Annotated in this window: 16 protein-coding genes; 12 read left to right on the top strand and 4 right to left on the bottom strand. The window is 65.0% G+C overall.

Annotation, left to right across the window (positions count from 1 at the left end; all coding sequences use genetic code 11):
* Window positions 1-122: 122 nt before the first annotated feature.
* The 6 genes from L2Y97_RS01820 (at window position 123) to L2Y97_RS01795 (ending at window position 5,629) form a co-directional block, all read left to right on the top strand.
* Window positions 123-854: an ABC transporter ATP-binding protein gene (locus tag L2Y97_RS01820; RefSeq protein WP_247432217.1), complete on the top strand. Its 732-nt coding sequence runs from the start codon at window positions 123-125 to the stop codon at window positions 852-854.
* Window positions 851-1,606 (top strand): ABC transporter permease, encoded by a 756-nt coding sequence (locus tag L2Y97_RS01815; RefSeq protein WP_247432214.1) that lies wholly within the window; start codon window positions 851-853, stop codon window positions 1,604-1,606. Before L2Y97_RS01820 ends, L2Y97_RS01815 begins: the two co-directional genes overlap by 4 nt.
* Window positions 1,606-2,952: a GldG family protein gene (locus tag L2Y97_RS01810; RefSeq protein WP_247432211.1), complete on the top strand. Its 1,347-nt coding sequence runs from the start codon at window positions 1,606-1,608 to the stop codon at window positions 2,950-2,952. Before L2Y97_RS01815 ends, L2Y97_RS01810 begins: the two co-directional genes overlap by 1 nt.
* A gap of 2 nt (window positions 2,953-2,954) precedes the next feature.
* Window positions 2,955-3,422, top strand: coding sequence for a DUF4340 domain-containing protein (locus L2Y97_RS01805; RefSeq protein ID WP_247432208.1), 468 nt, complete (start codon window positions 2,955-2,957; stop codon window positions 3,420-3,422).
* Between the two features lie 43 nt (window positions 3,423-3,465).
* Window positions 3,466-4,278 carry a bifunctional DNA-formamidopyrimidine glycosylase/DNA-(apurinic or apyrimidinic site) lyase gene (mutM, locus tag L2Y97_RS01800; RefSeq protein WP_247432205.1) on the top strand — a complete coding sequence of 271 codons (813 nt, stop codon included), beginning with the start codon at window positions 3,466-3,468 and terminating at the stop codon, window positions 4,276-4,278.
* A 94-nt stretch (window positions 4,279-4,372) separates the two neighbouring features.
* On the top strand, window positions 4,373-5,629 hold the full coding sequence (locus L2Y97_RS01795) for a phosphoinositide-specific phospholipase C-related protein (RefSeq protein WP_247432202.1): 1,257 nt from the start codon (window positions 4,373-4,375) through the stop codon (window positions 5,627-5,629).
* Here the strand turns inward: L2Y97_RS01795 and L2Y97_RS01790 are convergent, their stop codons facing one another.
* Both L2Y97_RS01790 and L2Y97_RS01785 read right to left on the bottom strand, forming a co-directional pair.
* Window positions 5,630-6,403, bottom strand: coding sequence for a hypothetical protein (locus L2Y97_RS01790; RefSeq protein WP_247432200.1), 774 nt, complete (start codon window positions 6,401-6,403; stop codon window positions 5,630-5,632).
* Window positions 6,400-7,053, bottom strand: a complete 654-nt coding sequence (locus L2Y97_RS01785; protein WP_247432197.1) for a thymidine kinase — start codon at window positions 7,051-7,053, stop codon at window positions 6,400-6,402. The genes L2Y97_RS01790 and L2Y97_RS01785 overlap by 4 nt, the downstream gene beginning before the upstream one ends.
* A gap of 142 nt (window positions 7,054-7,195) precedes the next feature.
* Between L2Y97_RS01785 and L2Y97_RS01780 the strand changes: the two genes are divergently transcribed.
* Complete coding sequence (locus tag L2Y97_RS01780; protein WP_247432194.1) at window positions 7,196-9,190, top strand: UvrD-helicase domain-containing protein; 1,995 nt, start codon at window positions 7,196-7,198, stop codon at window positions 9,188-9,190.
* A 4-nt stretch (window positions 9,191-9,194) separates the two neighbouring features.
* On the opposite strand, the gene L2Y97_RS01775 is transcribed toward L2Y97_RS01780, so the two are convergent.
* A complete protein-coding gene (locus tag L2Y97_RS01775) occupies window positions 9,195-10,214 on the bottom strand; it encodes an AI-2E family transporter (protein WP_247432192.1) in 1,020 nt (339 codons plus the stop codon).
* 50 nt (window positions 10,215-10,264) lie between these two features.
* Window positions 10,265-11,281, bottom strand: a complete 1,017-nt coding sequence (locus L2Y97_RS01770) for an AI-2E family transporter (RefSeq protein ID WP_247432189.1) — start codon at window positions 11,279-11,281, stop codon at window positions 10,265-10,267.
* 146 nt (window positions 11,282-11,427) lie between these two features.
* Between L2Y97_RS01770 and L2Y97_RS01765 the strand changes: the two genes are divergently transcribed.
* The 5 genes from L2Y97_RS01765 to L2Y97_RS01745 all read left to right on the top strand — a co-directional run bounded on the left by L2Y97_RS01765 (window position 11,428) and on the right by L2Y97_RS01745 (window position 20,333).
* Complete coding sequence (locus L2Y97_RS01765) at window positions 11,428-12,345, top strand: 5'-nucleotidase, lipoprotein e(P4) family (protein WP_247432186.1); 918 nt, start codon at window positions 11,428-11,430, stop codon at window positions 12,343-12,345.
* Window positions 12,346-12,587: 242 nt separating this feature from the next.
* Window positions 12,588-13,565: a hypothetical protein gene (locus L2Y97_RS01760; RefSeq protein WP_247432184.1), complete on the top strand. Its 978-nt coding sequence runs from the start codon at window positions 12,588-12,590 to the stop codon at window positions 13,563-13,565.
* Between the two features lie 17 nt (window positions 13,566-13,582).
* Window positions 13,583-16,192, top strand: a complete 2,610-nt coding sequence (gene plsB, locus L2Y97_RS01755; RefSeq protein WP_247432181.1) for a glycerol-3-phosphate 1-O-acyltransferase PlsB — start codon at window positions 13,583-13,585, stop codon at window positions 16,190-16,192.
* Between the two features lie 12 nt (window positions 16,193-16,204).
* Window positions 16,205-16,951 carry a bifunctional demethylmenaquinone methyltransferase/2-methoxy-6-polyprenyl-1,4-benzoquinol methylase UbiE gene (gene ubiE / locus L2Y97_RS01750; RefSeq protein WP_247432179.1) on the top strand — a complete coding sequence of 249 codons (747 nt, stop codon included), beginning with the start codon at window positions 16,205-16,207 and terminating at the stop codon, window positions 16,949-16,951.
* A 148-nt stretch (window positions 16,952-17,099) separates the two neighbouring features.
* On the top strand, window positions 17,100-20,333 hold the full coding sequence (locus tag L2Y97_RS01745; RefSeq protein ID WP_247432176.1) for a dermonecrotic toxin domain-containing protein: 3,234 nt from the start codon (window positions 17,100-17,102) through the stop codon (window positions 20,331-20,333).
* Window positions 20,334-20,348: the final 15 nt, after the last annotated feature.

Below are 20,348 nucleotides of genomic sequence, written 5' to 3'. Positions count from 1 at the left end.
ATGCGCCGCTTTCCGCACAATCGCCGGATGACTGCGACCCGCCTTGTTCAGCCACGTGAAGACCGCCCGGCACGATGCCTGCGGGTTCCCGCGCTTTGCGCGACTTTGGGCGATTTAGCCGCATGATCGATGCCGCTTTGCTGAATGTCGCCGGCGTTTCCCGCCGCCGGGCTGGCCGCGCGGCGGTGACCGACGTCAGTTTCTCGCTGAACCGGGGTGAAGTGCTGGGGCTGCTGGGCGTCAATGGCGCCGGCAAATCGACCACCCTGCAGATGTTGGCGGGCGCCCTGAAGCCCGATACGGGCACCATCCTGGTTGATGGCCGCGACTTCGTGTCCCACCCCGGGATGGCCCGCCGCCTTGTGGGCTGGCTACCGGAAAGCGCCCCGATGTGGCCCGAACTCAACGTGGACGAACATTTGCAGGCCTTCGCGACGCTGCGCGGGGCCTCGCGCCGGGATGCTCGCACGGCGGCCACTCGCATCATTGAACGCCTGCAGTTGGGTGAACTGCGCCAGCGGCTGGCTGGGGTCCTTTCCCAAGGCCAGCGCCAACGGCTAGGTCTCGCGTGTGCCCTGGTCCACGAACCTGCCCTGCTTATCCTGGATGAGCCCGCCAACGCACTGGATCCGGTCCAGGTGGGCGAACTGCGCAAGGTGATCCGCGAACGAGCGGCCGCCGGTAGCGCCGTGATCCTCTCCACCCACGTGCTCGCCGAAGTGACGGCCGTCTGCGATCGCGTCGTGATTCTGCACGAGGGCCGTGTGCGCCACGACGCACCACTCAGCGGCAACGCCGGTGGCAAGGCGCTCGAAAGCACGTTCTTTTCTATCGCTACGGGAGCGGCCGCATGAGTCTCGCCGCCGTCACCCGACTGGAGCTCCGCCGCCTCGCGGTGCGCCCGCTGGCGTGGGCGCTGGCCGCGCTCACCATTGCCTGGCTGGCCTGGACCTTCGTCCTCGGCCTGGGCCAGTTCCTGGGCATGCAGGTGAAGCTGGCGGCGGTGGCCGATGCGCCGGGATTCACCGACCTCGTGGCCATCCCGCTCCTGGCTGAGCTGGTGAAGCTGTCGTTCCTGGTGGTGCCGCTGATGACCATGTCACTGCTGGCGGGCGAGCGCCGCACCGGCACACTTGCCCTGCTCGCCTCTACCGGCCTGGCGCCCTGGCGCATCGTGGCTGGCAAATACCTTGCGGTCCTGACGTGGCTTGGCCTCTGGCTGCTTGTCACCCTGGCCATGCCGCTCGTGGTCGGGTTCAGCGCGACGGCGGATTGGGGCAAGCTGGCGGCGGCGACGCTCGGCACCGCCCTCGTGCTCGCCACGCTGGCCGCCATCGGCCTCGCGTGCTCCGCCGCCACGGCCTTCCCGGCCATCGCTGCCGCCATGGCGCTGATCATTACGCTGGCACTATGGACCATCGACCGCGGCGCCCAAGCCGCCGGCGTCAGTGGGGGCTTCCTCAACTGGCTCACCATGGCGACGCATTTGCAGAACCTGTTGCGCGGCCTGGTGACCTCGGAAGACCTGGTCTGGTTCGTCCTGGCCATCGCGCTGTCGCTCACGCTCGCCACCCGCCGCCTTGGCGCCGACCGGGAGCGCCAGTAATGCGCCGCCTTGATCGCTGGCTCGTCGTCATCGGGCTGTTCGTCGCCGCCGGCTGCATCGGCTTCCTGAGTTCTCGCCACGTGTGGACGGCAGACTGGACGCGTGGCGCCCGCGCCAGCCTGGCCCCTGAAAGCGTTGCCGTGCTCTCCAAACTCCCCGGCACGGTGGATGTCGTCGGTTACCTTTCACCGACCGGGCCGCTGCGCGAGCAGACGGCCGCGATCATCGAACGCTACAGCCGTGAAAAGAGCGACCTGATCCTTGCTTTCGTGGATCCCGACAAGGATCCGGCGGCATCGCGCCAGCTTGGCATCAGTGGCAACGGCGCATTGATCGTTCGTTACAAGGGCCGCGAGGAACGCGTCGAAAGCCCGATCAACGAGCGCAACCTGTCGAACGCACTGGAGCGGCTTGCGCGTGGCGGCGAACGCATCATCGCCTTCGTGACGGGCGACGGCGAACGCCAGGCCGATGGCATCGCGAACGCCGACCTGGGCACCTTCATGCAGCAGATGGAGCGTCGCGGTGTGCGCGCGGTGCCGCTTAATTTCAGCCAGACCCAAGGCGTGCCCGAGCACACCGATGTGGTGGTGCTCGCGAGCCCCACGGCAGCGCTCACGCCCCAGGCGGTGGGCGCCCTGGTCGATTACGTGCGCGGTGGCGGCAACCTGCTTTGGCTCACGGAGCCCGGCAACGAAGACCTCGGCACGGGTGCGCTTGCCGATGTGCTGGGTGTGCGCGTGCTCCCCGGCGTCCTGGTCGATGGCCAGGGCAGTACCTTGAACGTGCAGGATCCACGACTGGTCGTCGCGGCGGACTATCCGTTCCATGCGATCACACGCGCTTTCCGCGATACGACCCTGTTTCCCCAGGCATCGGCGCTCGCCCAGGTCTCGGACCATGATTGGGCCGTGGTGCCGTTCCTGCGCTCGGGCGAACGCAGCTGGACGGCTTTCGGTGGCATCGACAACGACAAGCCGTCGACCATTGCATTCCATCCGGAAGCCGGTGAGCTGAAGGGACCGTTGGACTTTGGCTTCGCGCTGAATCGCCTCTCCCCGAGCCCGGTGAAGAGCGAACAGCGTGCCATCGTGATCGGCGACGGTGATTTCCTTTCCAACACGTACGTTGGCAATGGCGGCAACCGCGCGCTGGGTGAGCGCATCTTCAACTGGCTGCTCGGCGATGACGTACTGGTGGACCTGCCATCACGCGGCGCGCCGGATCGCGTCGTGACCGTGTCGCAGGATGGCCTGAACCTGCTTACGTTCGGCTTCCTTTTTGCCCTGCCCGCCCTGCTCCTGGCGGCTGGTGGATTCATCGCCTGGCGTCGCCGGAGGCGTTGAGCATGCGCAACCGGATGATCGGCATCGTCGTCCTGATGGCGCTCATCGGTGCCGTCGCGTGGCAGCTACGCACGGATGACGCGGAGGCGAGCGCGCATACACTGACAGCCATCGATCCGACGGCCGTGCAGCGGATCGATATCACCATGAAAGGCTTGCCACCGCAGCACTTTGAGCGGCAAGCCAATGCATGGACCGGCAATGACCAGGGACGCCCGGCCGACCTCGCACAACTCGCACAGACACCCGTGACGGAGTGGAAGCCGGCAGCCGATTTCGACCCGGCCAAGTTGGGCCTGGCGCCTCCCCTGGCCGTGCTCACCCTGGACGGCACGCGTATCGAATACGGCGACCTGGCAGCGTTGGGGCGCCAGCGTTATGCCCGCGTGGGCGACCGCATCGCCTTCATCCCGGCGCAGGCCATGCCCCGCGCCCCACGAACCCAGGCCTTGCCCACCAAGCCCATGTAGGGTCGCGCTTGCGAGCGATCCCGCCAAACCCCACATTGGCACTATGCCCGAGCTGCCCGAAGTCGAAACCACCCGCCGCGGTATCGCCCCGCATATCGAGGGCCATCGCGTCACCGGCGTGGTCCTGCGCCGGCCGGACCTGCGTTGGCCGATCCCACCCGAAGTATCGACCCTGCTCCCAGGTCAGGTGGTGGACAGCGTAGACCGCCGCGCAAAGTATCTGCTCCTGCAGACAGGCGCTGGCACCGCCCTGCTCCACCTGGGCATGTCCGGCATGTTGCGCGTGCTGCCGGCCGATACGCCCATCGCAAAACATGACCACGTGGACATCGCCTTTGAAACGGGAAAGGTCCTGCGCTTCACCGACCCTCGCCGCTTCGGTGCGCTGCTTTGGCAGATGCCGGGCGAGACGCACGAACTGCTCGACGGCATCGGCCCCGAACCGCTGACCGACGCGTTCGATGGCGAGCGCCTGTTCGAGCTCTCGCGTGGACGCAGCGCATCGGTAAAGACCTTCATCATGGATAACGCCGTGGTCGTCGGCGTGGGCAATATCTACGCCAGTGAAGCGTTGTTTGCCGCCGGCATCGACCCGCGCAGGGCGGCAGGCAAGGTGTCATTTGAGCGATACGTGCGGCTTGCCGGAGAAATCAAACGCATCCTCGCCCACGCCATTACCCGCGGTGGCACAACGCTACGCGATTTCCTCGCGCCCGACGGCGCACCGGGCTATTTCTTCCAGGAACTCTTCGCCTACGGCCGGGCGGGCGAGGCGTGCAAGGTGTGCGGCACGAGCATCCGCGTCGTCACCCTGGGCCAGCGTGCATCATTCTTTTGCCCAGGTTGCCAGCGATAGATTCCTACAAGGATGTAGTCATTTCCCTACCCTCCTAGCCAGGGACAAGACCGTAAGCTGGCCTCACCCCTCCCTAAACGACGCAAGGATGCGTATGAAGCGATTGCTGGCCACCCTGCTTGGCGTCACGCTGGCGCCCATCGCCTGGGCCGCTGACCCGCGCGGTACCGATATCGACAGACCGTTCAATGAATACACCTGGCTGACCGCGCATAACGCGTTCGCCAATGCGCCAGCGCTACTGCCCGCTTTCTTGCCTAACCAGACGCTTTCCATCGGCGAACAACTGCAAAACGGCGTGCGCGGCCTCATGCTTGACGTACATGAGAGCAACGGCCGCGTACGGCTTTGCCATGGCACATGCATTGGCGTTGAACCGACACTGGCCGACACACTGGAGACGCAGATCCTGCCCTTCCTTGAGCGAGTGCCGCATGGTGTGGTCACGCTGCTTCTGGAAGACGATACCCGCCGCGAAGCGCTCGAAGCCGAACTGGAACGAACGCCAAAGACCGCCGCCCTGACGTTCAATCCGGCAAGCTGGGGCACCGCGGCGTGGCCCACGCCGCGGCAAATGATTGAAGCGGGCCAGCGGCTCGTCGTATTCACGCAGACGGTGCGTAACGCAGGCACGCTGAACACAGCGGGCGGCCCCTTCCATCTGCTCTACGATCGCGATTACACATCAGAAAACTACTGGAGTTTGGGCACGTCAGTCTTCGAACATGACATGTCGTGCCGCTCCCGCTGGGAGAGCCAGCCCCTGTATCTGGACACGACCCGCACCGCCCAGGCATGGCCCCGGCTGTTCGTCATGAATCATTTCCATGGCGTGCCATTCGGCAACCATAGTGGCTCGGACAACAGCTATGCCGTATTGCGTGCTCGCATCGACGACGAATGCGCGCCCGCCGCGCAACGCAAGCCCAACTATATTGCCGTGGATTTCGTCGAAGCCGGCCAGGCGCGTAGCGTCGTCGCCGCACTGAACCAGGGCGCCATTGAGTTCTTTGATGGCCCGGGCGGCACGGGTGAGCTTGTTTGCGCTGTGCCAGGAAGCGAGCGCCGCACTGTGGAGCTCGGCGACGCTGGCCTGGATCGCTGCCCGACCGCGCGGTTGCGTTCAGCGGTGTTGCGCGATCTCCCTGCAGGTACCCGGATCGTCCTGAGCGACGGACTGTCACACGCCGCCAGCCGCACGGCCATCCTCGTGCGAAAGGACTTGATGGGAGAGCGTGCCACCATCGCCCGTTTCAGCGAGGCTTACGATGGCGACGGTGTCCACGTACAACCATCCGCGAATGGCCTCCGGAACGGAATCACCCACGTGACGTTCTCGATCCCCCGCTGATCAATCGGCCCAGCGCATTGCAGCATGCGAATTGTTGAAGCGCGGATCGTTCTCGTCACCGCTGAGCTCAACGATGAGATCGCCGGCCACGCCATCGACTTCGATGGCCTGGCCGTTCTCGAAGTGGGCGCCGAGTGCACCAAGATCGACGAAACGCTCCGCCAGCGCGCCAGCGCGGTCAATCTCGCGATCAGGCACGTTGGTGATGCTGATATCCGGGCGGCCGAACTTGCGCATGCCGCGCGTGCGGATCCACGAGCGCCCCGTCGTTTCTTCCGGGCTGCACAGGATGAGCACATGGTTGCGCGTAGGTGCGCCGCCCTGGACCAGGTAGTGCTCGCGCCAGTCGTTGGCGCTGAAGAGGGTAAGGATCTGCGGATCGATCACGACCTTGCCTCCGACCTCGGTCAGGGCAGCGACCACGCCGAGCGTATCGCGCAGGTAATCCAGGCTGTCGCGATCCGGGAAGCGGCCACGAATCGCCATGACGTGCGGGGCATCCTTCGCCGTTTTGAATGCGTCGGGGTTTTCTTCCTTCAGCAGCTCACCCAGTGCGCCGGCGAGCGGATAGCCTTCCCAGCGCGCCAGCACGGCATTTTGCATGCGCCGCATTTCCACGCCTTCGGGCAGCCCAGGGCTGCCGTACTTCATGCTGGGAATGGCGACATCCTCGGCAAAGCTGCCGAACACGAAGAACAGCAGCACGCCCTGTTCATCGCTGGGGTGCCAGTGGGGGCGCGGCCATGCGGCGGCAGGGGTCGTCGTCTCGGTCACGCGTCGTGTCCTTCGGTGGGTTCGCTTTCGCCCAGCGGCAGCACGGGTTGCTGCAGCTCGATGCGGCCTTCGCCGGCAGTGATGCTCTTGAATTCAGCGCGGCTCACGGACACATAGCGGTCATTTCCGCCGATCTCAACCTGCGGGCCCTGGGTCACGGCCCTGCCGTGCTCGTCCACGCGGACCACCATGGTGGCTTTCTTGCCGGAGTGGCAGATCGTCTTGATCTCGTCCAGGTTGTCGGCCCAGGCCAGCAGGTAGCGGCTGCCTTCGAACAGCTCGCCACGGAAGTCGGTACGCAGGCCATAGGCCAGCACGGGAATGTTCAGGCGATCAACAACATCCGACAACTGCCACACCTGATTCTTGCTGAGGAACTGGGCCTCATCGACCAGTACGCAGTGAAGCGCGCCGCGATGGGCGATGTCCTTTTCGACGATGGCGAAGATGTCCTCCTCCCCTGCGAACCGCATGGCACGGGCCTGCAGGCCGATCCGCGAGGCCACGATGCCTTCCCCATAGCGGTTGTCCAGCGCGGGGGTGAGAATCAGGGTCCGCATGCCGCGCTCATGGTAGTTATGGGCGCTTTGCAGCAGGGTCGTGGTCTTGCCGGCATTCATTGCCGAGTAATAGAAGTACAGCTTGGCCATGCGCGTTCCTGGTCTGGACCGGACATGGTAGCGAATCCTGCCCCCTGCCGTGCCGACCGTCGCCGGGAGGACCCGGGCGGCATGGGGGCGGTCCTGCTACCATCAGCCCCCTCGTTCGCCCGCCCTGTCCCGGCCGATCCCGATGCTGAATCCGCAACAACACGCGGCTGTCGAGTACTGCGACGGCCCCCTCCTTGTGCTCGCTGGCGCCGGCTCCGGCAAGACCCGCGTCATTACGGAGAAGATCTCCCACCTCATCTCCCGGCGCCACCTGGCGGCGGAGAAGATCGCCGCGATCACCTTCACCAACAAGGCGGCGAAGGAGATGCGCGAGCGCGTGGGCAAGCTGATTTCGGATGAATCGGCCCGCGCCCTCACCGTGTGCACGTTCCACGCGCTCGGTCTCAAGTTCCTCCAGATCGAGCACGAGCGCGCCCAGCTGCGCCGTGGGTTCTCGGTGCTGGATGCCGATGACAGCGCCAACATGATCAAGGAGCTCTCGCCCAAGGGCGTGAAGCCCGAGGTGATCCAGGGTATCCGCAACCTGGTGGGCCAGGCCAAGAACGGCGGCCTTACACCCGACCAGGCCATGGCCGCGGCGCGCACGGCGCGTGAGATGGAAGCCGCGACGATCTACGGCCTGTACCAGCAGCGCCTGGCGGCGTTCAACGCGGTCGATTTCGATGACCTGATCCGCCTGCCGCTCACCATCCTGGAAGCGGATGACGAGGCCCGCGCGATCTGGCAGGAACGCCTGCGTTACCTGCTGGTGGATGAATACCAGGACACCAACGATGCGCAGTACCGCCTGCTGAAGGCGATCGCCGGGCCCAAGGCGCGTTTCACCTGCGTGGGCGACGATGACCAGAGCATTTACGCATGGCGCGGCGCGAACCCCGAGAACATCGACCAGCTCGGCCGCGACTATCCACACCTGAAGGTAATCAAGCTCGAGCAGAACTACCGCTGCGCCAAGCGCATCCTGCGTGCGGCCAACCAGCTGATCGCCAACAACCCGCACGTCCACGAGAAGAAGCTGTGGAGCGACCATATCGAAGGGCCGCCCATTCGCGTCATCGAGTGCAAGGACAACGACCACGAAGCGGAGAAGGTCGCCGCCATCGCGTCGAGCCTGCACGAGCGATTCAAGGACAAGGGCTGCCGCTGGGATGATTTCTGCATCCTGTATCGCGGCAACTTCCAGGCGCGGCCCATCGAGAAGGCACTGCGCCTTGCACGTGTGCCGTACCACCTGAGCGGCGCGCTTTCGTTCCTCGACCGCCAGGAAGTAAAGGACATCCTGAGCTACCTGCGCCTGCTGACCAACCCCACGGATGACGCCGCGTTCCTGCGCATCGTGAACGTGCCCAAGCGCGAGATTGGCGCCACCTCGCTGGAAAAGCTGGGGGAGATGGCGCAGTCGCGCAATGCGTCCCTGCTTGATGCCGCGCGCAGCGACAGTGCGCTGAAGAACATTTCGCCGCGACCGGCCTCCGCACTGGCGGGGTTCGCGCGGCTGATGGACGAGCTGCGCAGCCACGCGGTGCACGAGAGCGCCGCCGACCTCGTCAATACCGTCATCGAGAAGACGGGGTACGGCGCGCATATCGCCGCGACGACCACCGATGACGCGCTACGCGAGCGGCGCCTGGCCAACCTGCGCGAGCTGATTGACTGGTTCCGCGCGATGGGCCGCGATGGTGGTCGCACCGGCGATATCGCCCAGCAACTGGCCCTGCTTAGCCACGCCGATCGTGACGACCCGGGCAACGCGCTGCGCATGATGACGCTGCACTCGGCCAAGGGCCTGGAGTTCCGCTTTGTCTTCATCGTGGGTTGCGAGGATGGCACCTTGCCGCATGAAGGCGCGATCGACGAAGGCCGCCTGGATGAAGAGCGCCGGTTGATGTACGTGGGGATCACGCGTGCGAAGGAGATGCTGACGCTCTCGTTCGCCGCGCGCTCACGCAAGTACGGTGAAGTGCTCAACAACGATCCCAGCCGGTTCCTCGAGGAACTACCGGATGACGACCTGCACTGGGATGGGCAGGATCCGGAGGCCGATGCCGAGGTGAAGAAGGAAACCGCCGAATCGCACATGGCGCGCATCCGCGCCATGCTGGCCGGCAACGCCTGAGTTATCAGATGAGGTTTTCGGCTTCCAGCTCGCTCTTCAGGTACGCGTAGTAGATCGGTCCCGCCACCAGGCCGCCTATGCCAAACGCCGCCTCGAACACCAGCATGGCGACCAGCAGTTCCCACGTGCGCGCACGAATCTGGCCGCCGACGATGCGCGCGTTGAGGAAGTACTCGAGCTTATGCACCACCACCAGGAAGCCAAGCGCAGCGACGCCCACCCACAACCCGACCGATAGCGCGGCAATGGTCACCAGGGTGTTGGAGATGAGGTTACCCACGACCGGTAGCAGGCCAACCACGAACGTGACGATGACCAGGGTCTTGGCCAGTGGTACATGGATACCTGCGATAGGCAACGCGACCAGCAGGAACAGTGCGGCAAGCGACGTATTGATCGCTGAGATTTTCAGCTGGGCGAAGATGATGTTGTGGAATGCATCGGCCAGGCGTGTCGCGCGGATCGAGAGTTCGAAAGCCAGCGGACGCGTCGGTCGTCCGCCGCTGCCGTGCGATACCGCGACGATGGCACCCAGTACGAGGCCGATCAGGATGTGCGCGAACACGCGAGCCGCCGTGGTGCCCATGAGGCGCAGGTCGCCGGAGTGCTCGTGCGCCCAGCCCACGCCCTGGGAGCGGAAATCGGCAAAGCTGTCGGGCAGGTTCGAGGTGATCCACGCCGGCAGTTGCTCGTGCGCCTTGTCCAGCAGCGGCAGCAGCTTCTCATCCCACAGCTGTTGCGGGTCGCCCAGGTCGTGGCGGTAGAAACTAAGCCCCGAGACCACCAGCAACACGATGACGCCGACGACCACGACAGTAACGACCCCCACGGCAATGAGGCGTGCCCGCTCCCCGGGGATGGCACGGCGAATGAGGGGCGTCATCCCCTCGACGACCTCGTAGACCAGCAACCCGGCGAGGAGCGCCGAGATAAGGTGCAGCATGAGGATGCCCCACAGCGCGAGCGCGGCGAGGATATAGGTGGCGACGCGGATGGCGCGGGAATCGCCCGGCACGCTGACCATGCTGGAACTCCTTCAGAGGTGGGCGGATTCCAGCAGCCGGGCGATGAACGCTAGATCAAGCGCTCGGCTTCCAGTTCAGCCTTGATGTAGGCGTAGAAGATGGGTGCGGCGACCAGCCCGGGCAAGCCGAAGGCCGCCTCAAAGACCAGCATGGCCACCAGCAACTCCCACGCGCGGGCCCGGATCTGTCCGCCGACGATGCGTGCGTTGAGGAAGTATTCCAGCTTGTGGATGAGGATGAGGAAGGCCAGGGCGCCCAGGCCCACGTACAGCCCCACCGACAGGCCGACGATGGTGATGGCCGTGTTCGAGAGCAGGTTGCCGATGACCGGCAGCAGCCCGACGATGAAGGTGATGACGATCAGCGTCTTGGTCAGCGGCAGGTGCTGGCCGAACAAGGGGAGCACCACCACCAGGAAGATGGCTGTGAAGGCCGTATTGACCAGGGAGATCTTGATCTGCGCGAAGACGATGTTGTGGAACGCATCGGCCAGGCGCGCGCAGCGCAGGCCGAGTTCCGAGGCGAACGGGCCGATCTGGTGCGTGGGCCGCGCGCGGCTCAGCGCGACGAAGGCGCCGAGGATAAGGCCGAGCAGGATGTGCACCAGTACCCGCGCCGCTTCCTTGCCGGCCAGCTGCAAGGTGACCGCGTGCGAGCGGACCCAGTCCAGTGCCGTCACCCGCAGGGCATCCACGCTATCGGGCAACATGCCGACGATGGTGGGCGGCAGCTGCTGGCGGGCACGCTCCACCATGGGCATCAGCTTGTTCTGCCACAGGTCGGCAGGGTTGCCGATCTCGGTGCGGAAGAAGCTGATCGCACCCAGGATGAGCAGGGTGAGCAGCCCGACAACGACCACGCCGACGAGTGCCACGGCCAGGATGCGGGCGCGCTCGCCCGACAGGCGACGCCCCATGAGGGGCGCCACCGACACCACCACTTCGTAGACCAGCAGGCCGGCGAGCAGCGCGGGCAGCAGGCGCAGGAACATCACCAGCAGTAGGGCGACGCCAGCAAGGATATAGCTGGCGGTGCGCACGGCGCGGGTCCGGGTTTCGGCATCCATGGACAAGCTCGTCGTGTGTGAAGGCGCAGTCTGTCAGGACACGGGGGGCACGCGCTATAGGTGTGCCGCCGTCGTCACGCTGTCGTAAACTGCCGCCACAATCGCCGGCCCTCGGGCACAGGCGCCCGTTTTTCCAAGGGAATCCCATGATGAAGTTCGCCCCGGCTGCCCTTGCGGCCGCTCTTGCCGTCGCCCTGGTGGGCTGCGCTTCCGCACCCCATGCCCCTGCCGCTGGCACGCCCGTCGCGCAGCCGGCGCCCGCAGCCGAACCGGTAGCAAAGGGTCCCGCCGCGGACGACAACCTCAATGCCGTCCTCTGGTCGCAGACGGCGAACGAGCACGATTTCATCTACCTGCAGACTTACCGCGATGCGCAGGAGAAACTCCTCAAGGCCAAGGCGGACGCGACCTGGGATGCCCTCGCAAAGGACGACCGCGCCGCGCATGCATCACTGAAGGGCCTGAAGCCTGCCGTGGTGCTGGACGTGGACGAAACGGCGCTGGACAACTCGCCCTACCAGGCGCGGCTGATCCGCTCAGGCGGTGAATACAACGAGGCCGAATGGGCCGCGTGGTGCCAGGAAGGGGTGGCGAAGCCGCTGCCCGGTGCCGTGGCGTTCACGAAATTCGCCGCGGACCACGGCATCGCCGTGATCTTTATCTCCAACCGCGCGAAGGATCTTAACGACGCCACGCTGGAAAACCTGCGCAAGGCCGGCTTCCCGGTGGCGGGCAAGGAATCCTTCCTCGGCCTGGGCACGTTCGTAGAGGGCTGCGAGCAGTCCGGCAGTGAGAAGGGCTGCCGCCGCCAGCTCATCGCCGGCAAGTACAGGGTGCTGATGCAGTTTGGCGACCAGATCGGGGATTTCGCCAACGTCTACGGCAACACGGCCGAAGGCCGCACGAAGGCCATGGCTCCTTACACGGCCTGGATCGGCGAACGCTGGTTCGTACTGCCCAACCCTACTTACGGCAGCTGGGAACCCGCGGTGTTCGATAACGACTACACTCTTCCCCGTGCCGAGCGTCGCCAGAAGAAGATTGACGCGCTACGAACCAATTAAATCAATGACTTAATCATAGTTTTGTGACGTATTGCTTTAGCAATGTCGTCCAACTATCATTTGTCTCGCCGAAACCTGCGGTGCGTAAAGCAAAGCAGGCAAGGCCATTTCCCTTACCGGCTTCGGGCCGGATAACCCCGTGAGACGTCGCGTCTGCGGGGTTTTTCTTTATCCGGGGCCACTTGTGGGCGGCCCGCGCGCCTCGTACCCTCGCCTCCCCGCTGGTCTCCGACGAGCTACCCATGAAGCGCATGACCCCCAAGGCCTGGGTACTGCTATCGGCCCTGGCGCTGAGCCTGGTCGCTGGCTGCAACCGACATAAGGAAGCCCCGGGCACCCCAGGCGGCGGCTCGCCGGAAGATGCCGTTCGTGATTCGCTCGAACTCATCCGCGATGGCAAGTTCGATATGTTCTGGCAGCACGCGCTGCCGCCGGCCGATTTTGCCGCGTTGAAAGCCGACTGGCCCAGGCGCAATGCGGCGGAAGAACCCATCAACGACGATGACCGCGCAAAGTTCGCAAACGGCGTGAAGCGCCTGACCGAGCCCGATGCGGAAAAGAAACTGTACGCCGACCTGCGCCCGACCCTTGTCCGCTTCGACCGCGAGTACAAGGAACAGATGCCGCTGGTGACCGGGGTGGCCCAATCCATGGCACTCACCGCCATCGATCAGGCCAAGGATCTCACCATCCCGCAGAAACGGCAGCTGCGCGAGGCGGTGAACGTCATCGCGCCCTGGGCACAAACCGTGCCCTGGGGCGACCAGGACAAGGCGAAGCAGGCCATCGCCGTGCTGGTAGATACCGCGCGCAAGGCACGCCTGACCACGCCAGAGGCGCTGCATTCGATGGACTTCACGCAGTCCATGGCGTCGTATTCGGCGATGTGGCTTGGACTTAAGAACCTGTTCAACGTGTATGGCCTTTCGCTGGACAAGAGTTTCGAGTCGGTCAGCATCGATACGCTGGAGAACACGGGCGGGACGGCCCACGTCAAGATCACCTACACCCTGCTCGACAAGCCCATCCAGACCGACGCCACGCTGGTCCTGCTGGATGGCCGCTGGTACGACAGTGACCTGCTGCAAAGCGTCCGCAACCAGCACATCAAGCTGAACCCTGCGCCCGCCGCGAGCGCGCCAGCACCGGCACCCACAACCACCGCCGCACACCCACCTCGCGACCCCGCGGCGCCCGTCGCGGCCGCGAAGGCCCGCTAAAGCCGTACAATCCCACGATGTCCGAATTACCCATGAGTGCGGAGTCGCACGCCCAGGTCGCCCGCTCCCCCTGGTGGTTCAAGCTGCTGGGGCGGTTGCTCGAACCGTGGGTGCGCATCAAGCGCGACCCGGCGGAACCCGCCAGCCTGCTCAAGAGCGGCGCGGCCGTGTGCTACGCCATCGAACGCGATGGCACCTCCGATGCCCTGATCCTGGAGCGCGCCTGCCGCGAGGCTGGCCTGCCCAGCCCCATGCAGTTGCTGGAGCTCCCGGGACGGCGCAGGCGCTCGGTGTTCTCACTCAGCCGCCAAAAGGGCTGGTTGTTCGGCCGCACCGATGCCCGCGGCCCCAAGGAACCCATCGGCCAGCTTATCCGCGCCATCGAAGACGATCCGACGCGTGATATCCAGGTTATCCCGGTGTCGATCTACGTGGGCCGCGCCCCCAATCGTGAGAGCGGCTGGTTCAGCGTGCTGTTCGCGGAAAACTGGCTGGTGGTCGGTCGCTTCCGGCGCATGCTGGCGCTCCTGTTGAATGGCCGCGACACGGTCGTGCACTTCTCCGAGCCGGTATCGCTCAGGAACGTTCTCTCGGAATCGCAGGGCCTCACCAACGAGCGGCTAACCCGCAAGATCGCCCGCGTACTGCGTACGCACTTCCGCCGCATCCGCGCCGCGGTGATCGGGCCGGATCTCTCGCACCGCCGTACGGTGGTCGATTCGGTGCTGAATGCACAGCCTGTGCGCGATGCCATCGCCGCCACGGCCAGCAAGGAAAACATCACTCACGCCAAGGCCGAACGCCGGGCGCGTGATCTGGCGCTGGAAATCTCCGCCGATTATTCGCATCCGGTGGTGCGCTCTACCTCGTTCCTGCTTTCGAACTTCTGGAACAAGCTGTACGACGGCATCGCCATGCACCACTTCGACAAGGCCCGCGCCGCCGCGCCCGGCCACGAAGTGGTGTACGTGCCCTGCCATCGCAGCCACACGGATTACCTGCTGCTGTCGTACCAGCTCCACCACTCGGGCGTGGTGCCGCCGCACATCGCGGCGGGTGTCAACCTCAATCTTCCGGTGGTGGGCCCGATCCTTCGTCGTGGTGGCGCGTTCTTCCTGCGCCGCAGCTTCAAGGGCAACGCGCTGTATTCCGTGGTGTTCAACGAGTACCTGGCGCAGCTGGTGGATCGTGGCGTGCCGCTGGAATACTTCATCGAAGGTGGGCGCTCACGCACAGGCCGCCTGCTCGCCCCGCGTGCGGGCATGCTGGTGATGACCGTGCGCGCGTTCCTGCGCGCGCCGCGACGCCCGGTGATGTTCCAGCCCGTATACATCGGCTATGAAAAGCTGATGGAAGGCAAATCCTATGTCGGCGAACTTTCCGGCAAGCCGAAGGAAAAGGAATCGCTCCTGGGGCTCATCCGTGGCCTGAAGGTCCTGCGCCAGCGCTACGGCCACGTCACGTTGAACTTCGGCGAGCCGATCCTGCTCACGCCCATGCTCGATGACGTGGCGGCGGACTGGCGCGACACCACGGCCGATCCGGATACCAAGCCGGAATGGCTCAACCGCGTGGTGGATGACCTGGCCGAGAAGATCCAGGTCAATATCAACCGCGCGGCGGATGTGAACCCGATCAACCTGCTCGCGCTGGCATTGCTCGCCACACCCAAGCACGCGATGGCGGAGAACGACCTGCTCGCGCAACTGGAACTGACCAAGGCACTGTTCCAGGAACTGCCCTACTCCGATCGCGTTACGATCACGCCCATGAACCCGCAGGGCATCATCGCCTACGGCGAACAGATGGGCTGGGTCCGCCGCGTGCGCCACCCGCTGGGCGACGTGCTGGTGACTGAGGGCGAGCAGGCGGTACTGCTTTCGTACTTCCGTAACAACGTGCTGCACCTGAATGCCGCGGCGGCATGGGTGGCGGCGTGCTTCCTCAATAACCGCCGCATGTCGCGCTCCTCGGTGCTGCGCCTGGGCAAGATCATCTATCCCTTCATCCAGGGGGAGTTGTTCCTGCCGTGGGATGACGAGGGCTTCGCGAAGCAAGTGCAGGACACCATCGAATTCTTCGTTCGCCGCGGCATGCTCGAGGCCTCGTCCGAAGGCCGCGTGCTCGAGCGCGGCCCTGGCCAGGATGATGGCGCCTACCAGCTTCGCGTCATCGCGCGCAGCATGCTGCAGGCGTTCGAGCGCTACTACATCGCGATCGCCGCACTGGTGAAAAACGGGCCGCACACGATGTCCGCCGGCGAACTGGAAACGGCCTGCACCCTCACGGCGCAGCGCCTGGGCCTGCTGAACGAACTGTCGGCGCCGGAGTTTTTCGACAAGGCACTGTTCCGTGGCTTCATCCAGAAGCTGCGCGAGGCCAAGGTCGTGTGGACGGACGAGAACGGCAAGCTCGATTTCAGCGACGCACTGGAGGACATGGTGCGCGATGCGCGCGTCATCCTGGCTCGCGAAGTGCGCCATTCCATCCTGAAGATCACCCCTGGCGGCGACAACGACCGCGACCTCGACGCGCGGCCGCCCAGCGATCCGGGCGAAACCACGGCCGAGTCGCTGCACGATCGCCACGTGGCGAACGAAAAGCACCGCCACCACGAAGAACACTAAGGTCACCGCGTCATGGAAAACAAAACCACCCATTTCGGCTTCCGCGACGTTCCTGTCGGCGACAAGCAAAAGCTGGTCGGCCAGGTATTCACCTCGGTGGCCCGCAATTACGACCTGATGAACGACCTGATGTCGTTCGGCGTGCATCGCTTGTGGAAGCGGCACTTCGTGGCCGTGAGCGGCGTGCGCCGTGGCGATCGCGTACTCGACCTGGCAGGCGGCACCGGCGATATCGCCGCACTGCTGAAGCCAGTCGTCGGCGATGAAGGCGAAGTGGTGGTCGGCGATATCAACGCCGCCATGCTTGGAGTAGGCCGCGACCGCCTCACTGACCGCGGCCTGGTGGCTGGCCTGCGCTGGGCGCAGATGAACGCCGAGGCGCTGCCGTTCCCGGATAACAGCTTCGATGCCATCACCATCGCGTTCGGCTTGCGCAATGTCACCGACAAGGACAAGGCGCTGGCCGATATGCAGCGCATCCTCAAGCCGGGCGGCCGTCTGCTCGTGCTCGAGTTTTCCAAGGTGCAGAGCCCGCTGCTGTCGAAGCTTTACGACGTGCACTCGTTCCAGATCCTGCCGCGCCTTGGCCAGCTGTTTGCGAACGATGCGGATAGCTACCGCTACCTGGCTGAATCCATTCGCAAGCACCCGGACCAGGCGACGCTGAAGGAAATGATGCTCGGCGCTGGGTTTGGCCATGTGGAGGTACGCAACCTCACCAATGGCATCGTTGCGATCCACCGCGGCTACAAGCTCTGACACCGACCGCCTAGGGCCGAACGGGAAGAAACCTTACATCCCGTACGGCGCCTTGCTTACCTGACACTGCGGCGCCGCCCGCTCCCGCGCGGCAGCGCGTGCTCCATACACTTTGCGAAAGGACTTTATCCCCACGCAAAGGAATGTCATGGACATGACGCCGCCGCAGGCACCGCCTGCGCTGGAATCGCCGGCCCACCAGGCCGCCATCAACGCCTTCAACCGCCTCGTCGCCACGCGCGACTGGCTCGCCGCCCAGCGTGTCGCCATGCCACACGCCCCGGCTCACCCCGACGCGACGCAACGCATGGCCTACCTGCGCGCATTCGATGCGTACTGGCTCGCCGCCGCGCGGACGGAACTAGCGTCGCGTGTTGGCAGCGCCATGGCCGATCTCGCGCAACTGGGGATGGACGACCGCACGCTTGATGCCGCCGATGCCGCCCTGGTCCGCGCGTTCACCGACAGCGTGCCGGGCACGCCACGGCCGACCCTGCACACACGGGAGCTCGTGCTCGGCGGGAAGCCGCTGGCCGGAAGCATCGTGATCGAAGACAGCACCTTGTCAGCCAGGGTGTTGCTCTTCTCCTCGACGGCGGGCTGGGAATCGTTCGCCAGCCTGGACGCCCTGCAGGAGGCGATCGCGCACAGGGTGCGCCTGCATCTTGGCGTCGGCGGCTCCCTGCCCGGCCTGTCCCGCCGGGCACTGGGCAGCATTGCCACCGACGAAATGACGTCGCGAGCCAGCGAGCGCCATGGCCTGGCTACGTACATCGATCGTGCACTCGCCGTGCATCGCGAGCGACTCGACGAGGCGTGGACAGCCTGGGCGGTTACTACAATCCAAACCTCGCGCGACACTTTGCTGGCCGATTCGATCGCCGATGAACTGGCCTACATTCCCGCTCTCGATATTGAAAGCCTGCTGGCGACGCGCCATGCGCGCCTGGTAGAGGCCGCGAATGAAGAGCGCCTGGCGGCCGTCCCGGCCGATGCCGCGACGGCATGGCGCCAGGCGGCCGATGTACTGGCATCGGCTACCGATATAGTGGATATCGCGACGCCACCCGCGCAGACCCTTGCGAGCTTCGCCACCGCCGAGCTCAATATCCGCCTGGCGGCGCTAGGGGTGAGCGCGGCACCCGCCGACATCACCGTGGTTGTCGATGATCACCTCGATGTCGTTGCCCGTACACAATCGCTGCAAGCGTTGTTCAAAGGCAACACCCCGGCCAAGGTTCCCTTGCTGGACATGGCGTACCAGAACATCGCCGCATTCGATCCCGTCCGGCTTACCGCCCGTGATGCGCAGGGCCATGTCATCGCCGCGCTTGATGACGTGGCTATCCGCGCGCTCGTGCGCGACATGGATCTGGCAAACCGCTATACCGCCTATCTCGGTGAACATTGGCAACACGGCGAAGATGCGGGTGCGCGCAAGGCAGCAGCTACGGCACTGCTTGCGGCGCGTATGCGCCTGCAAGCGGAGGATGCACGACTCTCGTACTACCTTCCTTCTGAACCACGCTCATTCCGGCCCGATCACGCCGGGCGAGGCTACCACTGGGTAAAGGCCGTCCTGGATTCACCCGCGGCTAGCGGCCGCAAGCGCGTGGAGGGGCACGAGGTCGTGGTGCGCCAGGTGACCTACAAAGGAGTACCGGTGAGCGAGGTCCTGGAGATAGGCGTGCGCCAGCAACAGGCGGTGCCCACCGTTGTCTACTACACGCCAGGTGCCCCGGATGGAATCACCTTTCGTGAGTTTGACGATCGCCATGAAGCCGCCCGGCGTTTTCTTTACCACCCGGCCTTTCGCGAATACCTGCTCGACCGCCTCCCGGCGGACTTCGCCAGTACGACGCCAGGCCGAAGCGAGCGCATGTTTGCAGGGGACCGCCTCGGCAGTTGGGTGCTGGGCCAGGGCGGCACCGCCGACTACACCTGGACTGCGGAGCGGTTCGCGGATGCGGTCGTCGCGGAAAACGTTCTCGACCGAGTCTACGACACAGCCACCCAGCTGGCGCTGCGCAACACCCGTTCATTCACGCGCAGCGCTACCGAGGCGAACTGGGCCTGGCTGACCGAGCAGTCCTTCCGCCTGCTGCTCGATGATCCGCTCGCAGGAGCCGTTAAAGGCGTCGTCAGCGCACCTGCCCACGCCGCGCAAGCAGCGTGGCGGCTATACGACAGCGTCAAGGCAGGCGATGCCGCGCAGGCATGGGTCGATTTCACCGGCTTCTATGTTGCATCGCTTGGCGTGGCCGCGCCGGGCGTAGTGAGTGGTTCCGCGCAATCGCTCGTGGCGGCCAGCTTCCGTCACGGTGCGCGCGTGGGTGCCCATACGGCGTCGCGCGCAAGGCCCGCTCTTTTTGAACCACGTTACGAGGCGGGAAACGTGGCGCGACGCGGTACAGCTGACGCCAACGGCGTGATCACGATAGACGGCCACCGGTACATCGATCATGCGGGCACGCTATATGGTGTGCGTTACGACACGACGTTCGAGACGTGGCGTCTGCAAGCGCGCGACCGTGATCCACTTGCCTGGGGACCCGCGATTCGCCACACGGGCGGTGGTCGCTGGGATTACCACACCGTGGGACTCAAGGGCGGCTTCGATCGCGCTCCGACGCAGCGCCCCACGCAAACACGTGCTGCCCCAAACACGATGTTTGATCGATACAGCCATGCCATGGAGCAAGCATTTCCCGATCCATTTGAGCGCGAACTCGTCACGCGAACAATGGAGGCTGAAAGCCTTGGCACGGCACCAAACATGAACGTCAACCTGATCCAGCGTGCGCGCTGGATCGAGGCGCGCGCCAATGCCGTATCGGCGCAGGGGTTTTCCGATTGGCAGCAACTGCGGCTCGGGGCCCCGCAAATTGCTCCCGAAAACCTGGCAACGCGAACTGCTGGTTCGGCGGGCCTGTCGCTGCCGCCGTTACCTTCCGCATTCCGGCGTGTCGATCCGGCGCAGCTTCCGGATAACGTTTACTTCTACGGGCGATTGCCGTTCGCTTCCAGCCCGTTCTATCGCATACCCACGCAACATGGTTACAACACGCACTGGGCACACCTGAAAGGTGAGCGGCTTGCAAATGGTGTCATTGGCATCCCCATTACTACCATCGCCCCGCAAGCACCCATCGCTACGCTGCGTCACGCCGTCGGAAACAGCAGGCTAAGCCGCTCGTCAACGTTCGCTGTCCGGATTCAGCCCGCGTCGCTCCTCCGCAGCAATACCTCGCCACCGCGGGCCGAACTCATCGCCATGGAGCGCGACGGCGTTACCCGCCTCTATCTCAGGCCGCTGACCGGCGAGAACTTCCTGCGGCTTGGCAACAACCAGCAGGTAGTACCCCTGGGCCGAGAGCCCTGATCACACGAACCAAGG

The organism is Luteibacter aegosomatissinici (assembly GCF_023078495.1).
Lineage (GTDB): Bacteria > Pseudomonadota > Gammaproteobacteria > Xanthomonadales > Rhodanobacteraceae > Luteibacter > Luteibacter aegosomatissinici.
The sequence above is the reverse complement of the archived record's forward strand: the minus strand, read 5'-3'. Positions and strand labels throughout refer to the sequence as shown.

What these genes read in the sequence shown, in the direction of transcription:
- mutM (WP_247432205.1), top strand. Translation starts at nt 3,466, where the DNA reads ATGCCCGAGCTGCCCGAAGTCGAAACCACCCGCCGCGGTATCGCCCCG.
- plsB (WP_247432181.1), top strand. Translation starts at nt 13,583, where the DNA reads ATGTCCGAATTACCCATGAGTGCGGAGTCGCACGCCCAGGTCGCCCGC.
- L2Y97_RS01765 (WP_247432186.1), top strand. Translation starts at nt 11,428, where the DNA reads ATGATGAAGTTCGCCCCGGCTGCCCTTGCGGCCGCTCTTGCCGTCGCC.
- L2Y97_RS01810 (WP_247432211.1), top strand. Translation starts at nt 1,606, where the DNA reads ATGCGCCGCCTTGATCGCTGGCTCGTCGTCATCGGGCTGTTCGTCGCC.
- L2Y97_RS01805 (WP_247432208.1), top strand. Translation starts at nt 2,955, where the DNA reads ATGCGCAACCGGATGATCGGCATCGTCGTCCTGATGGCGCTCATCGGT.
- L2Y97_RS01780 (WP_247432194.1), top strand. Translation starts at nt 7,196, where the DNA reads ATGCTGAATCCGCAACAACACGCGGCTGTCGAGTACTGCGACGGCCCC.
- L2Y97_RS01820 (WP_247432217.1), top strand. Translation starts at nt 123, where the DNA reads ATGATCGATGCCGCTTTGCTGAATGTCGCCGGCGTTTCCCGCCGCCGG.
- ubiE (WP_247432179.1), top strand. Translation starts at nt 16,205, where the DNA reads ATGGAAAACAAAACCACCCATTTCGGCTTCCGCGACGTTCCTGTCGGC.
- L2Y97_RS01795 (WP_247432202.1), top strand. Translation starts at nt 4,373, where the DNA reads ATGAAGCGATTGCTGGCCACCCTGCTTGGCGTCACGCTGGCGCCCATC.
- L2Y97_RS01745 (WP_247432176.1), top strand. Translation starts at nt 17,100, where the DNA reads ATGGACATGACGCCGCCGCAGGCACCGCCTGCGCTGGAATCGCCGGCC.
- L2Y97_RS01785 (WP_247432197.1), bottom strand. Translation starts at nt 7,053, where the DNA reads ATGGCCAAGCTGTACTTCTATTACTCGGCAATGAATGCCGGCAAGACC.
- L2Y97_RS01760 (WP_247432184.1), top strand. Translation starts at nt 12,588, where the DNA reads ATGAAGCGCATGACCCCCAAGGCCTGGGTACTGCTATCGGCCCTGGCG.
- L2Y97_RS01775 (WP_247432192.1), bottom strand. Translation starts at nt 10,214, where the DNA reads ATGGTCAGCGTGCCGGGCGATTCCCGCGCCATCCGCGTCGCCACCTAT.
- L2Y97_RS01770 (WP_247432189.1), bottom strand. Translation starts at nt 11,281, where the DNA reads ATGGATGCCGAAACCCGGACCCGCGCCGTGCGCACCGCCAGCTATATC.
- L2Y97_RS01815 (WP_247432214.1), top strand. Translation starts at nt 851, where the DNA reads ATGAGTCTCGCCGCCGTCACCCGACTGGAGCTCCGCCGCCTCGCGGTG.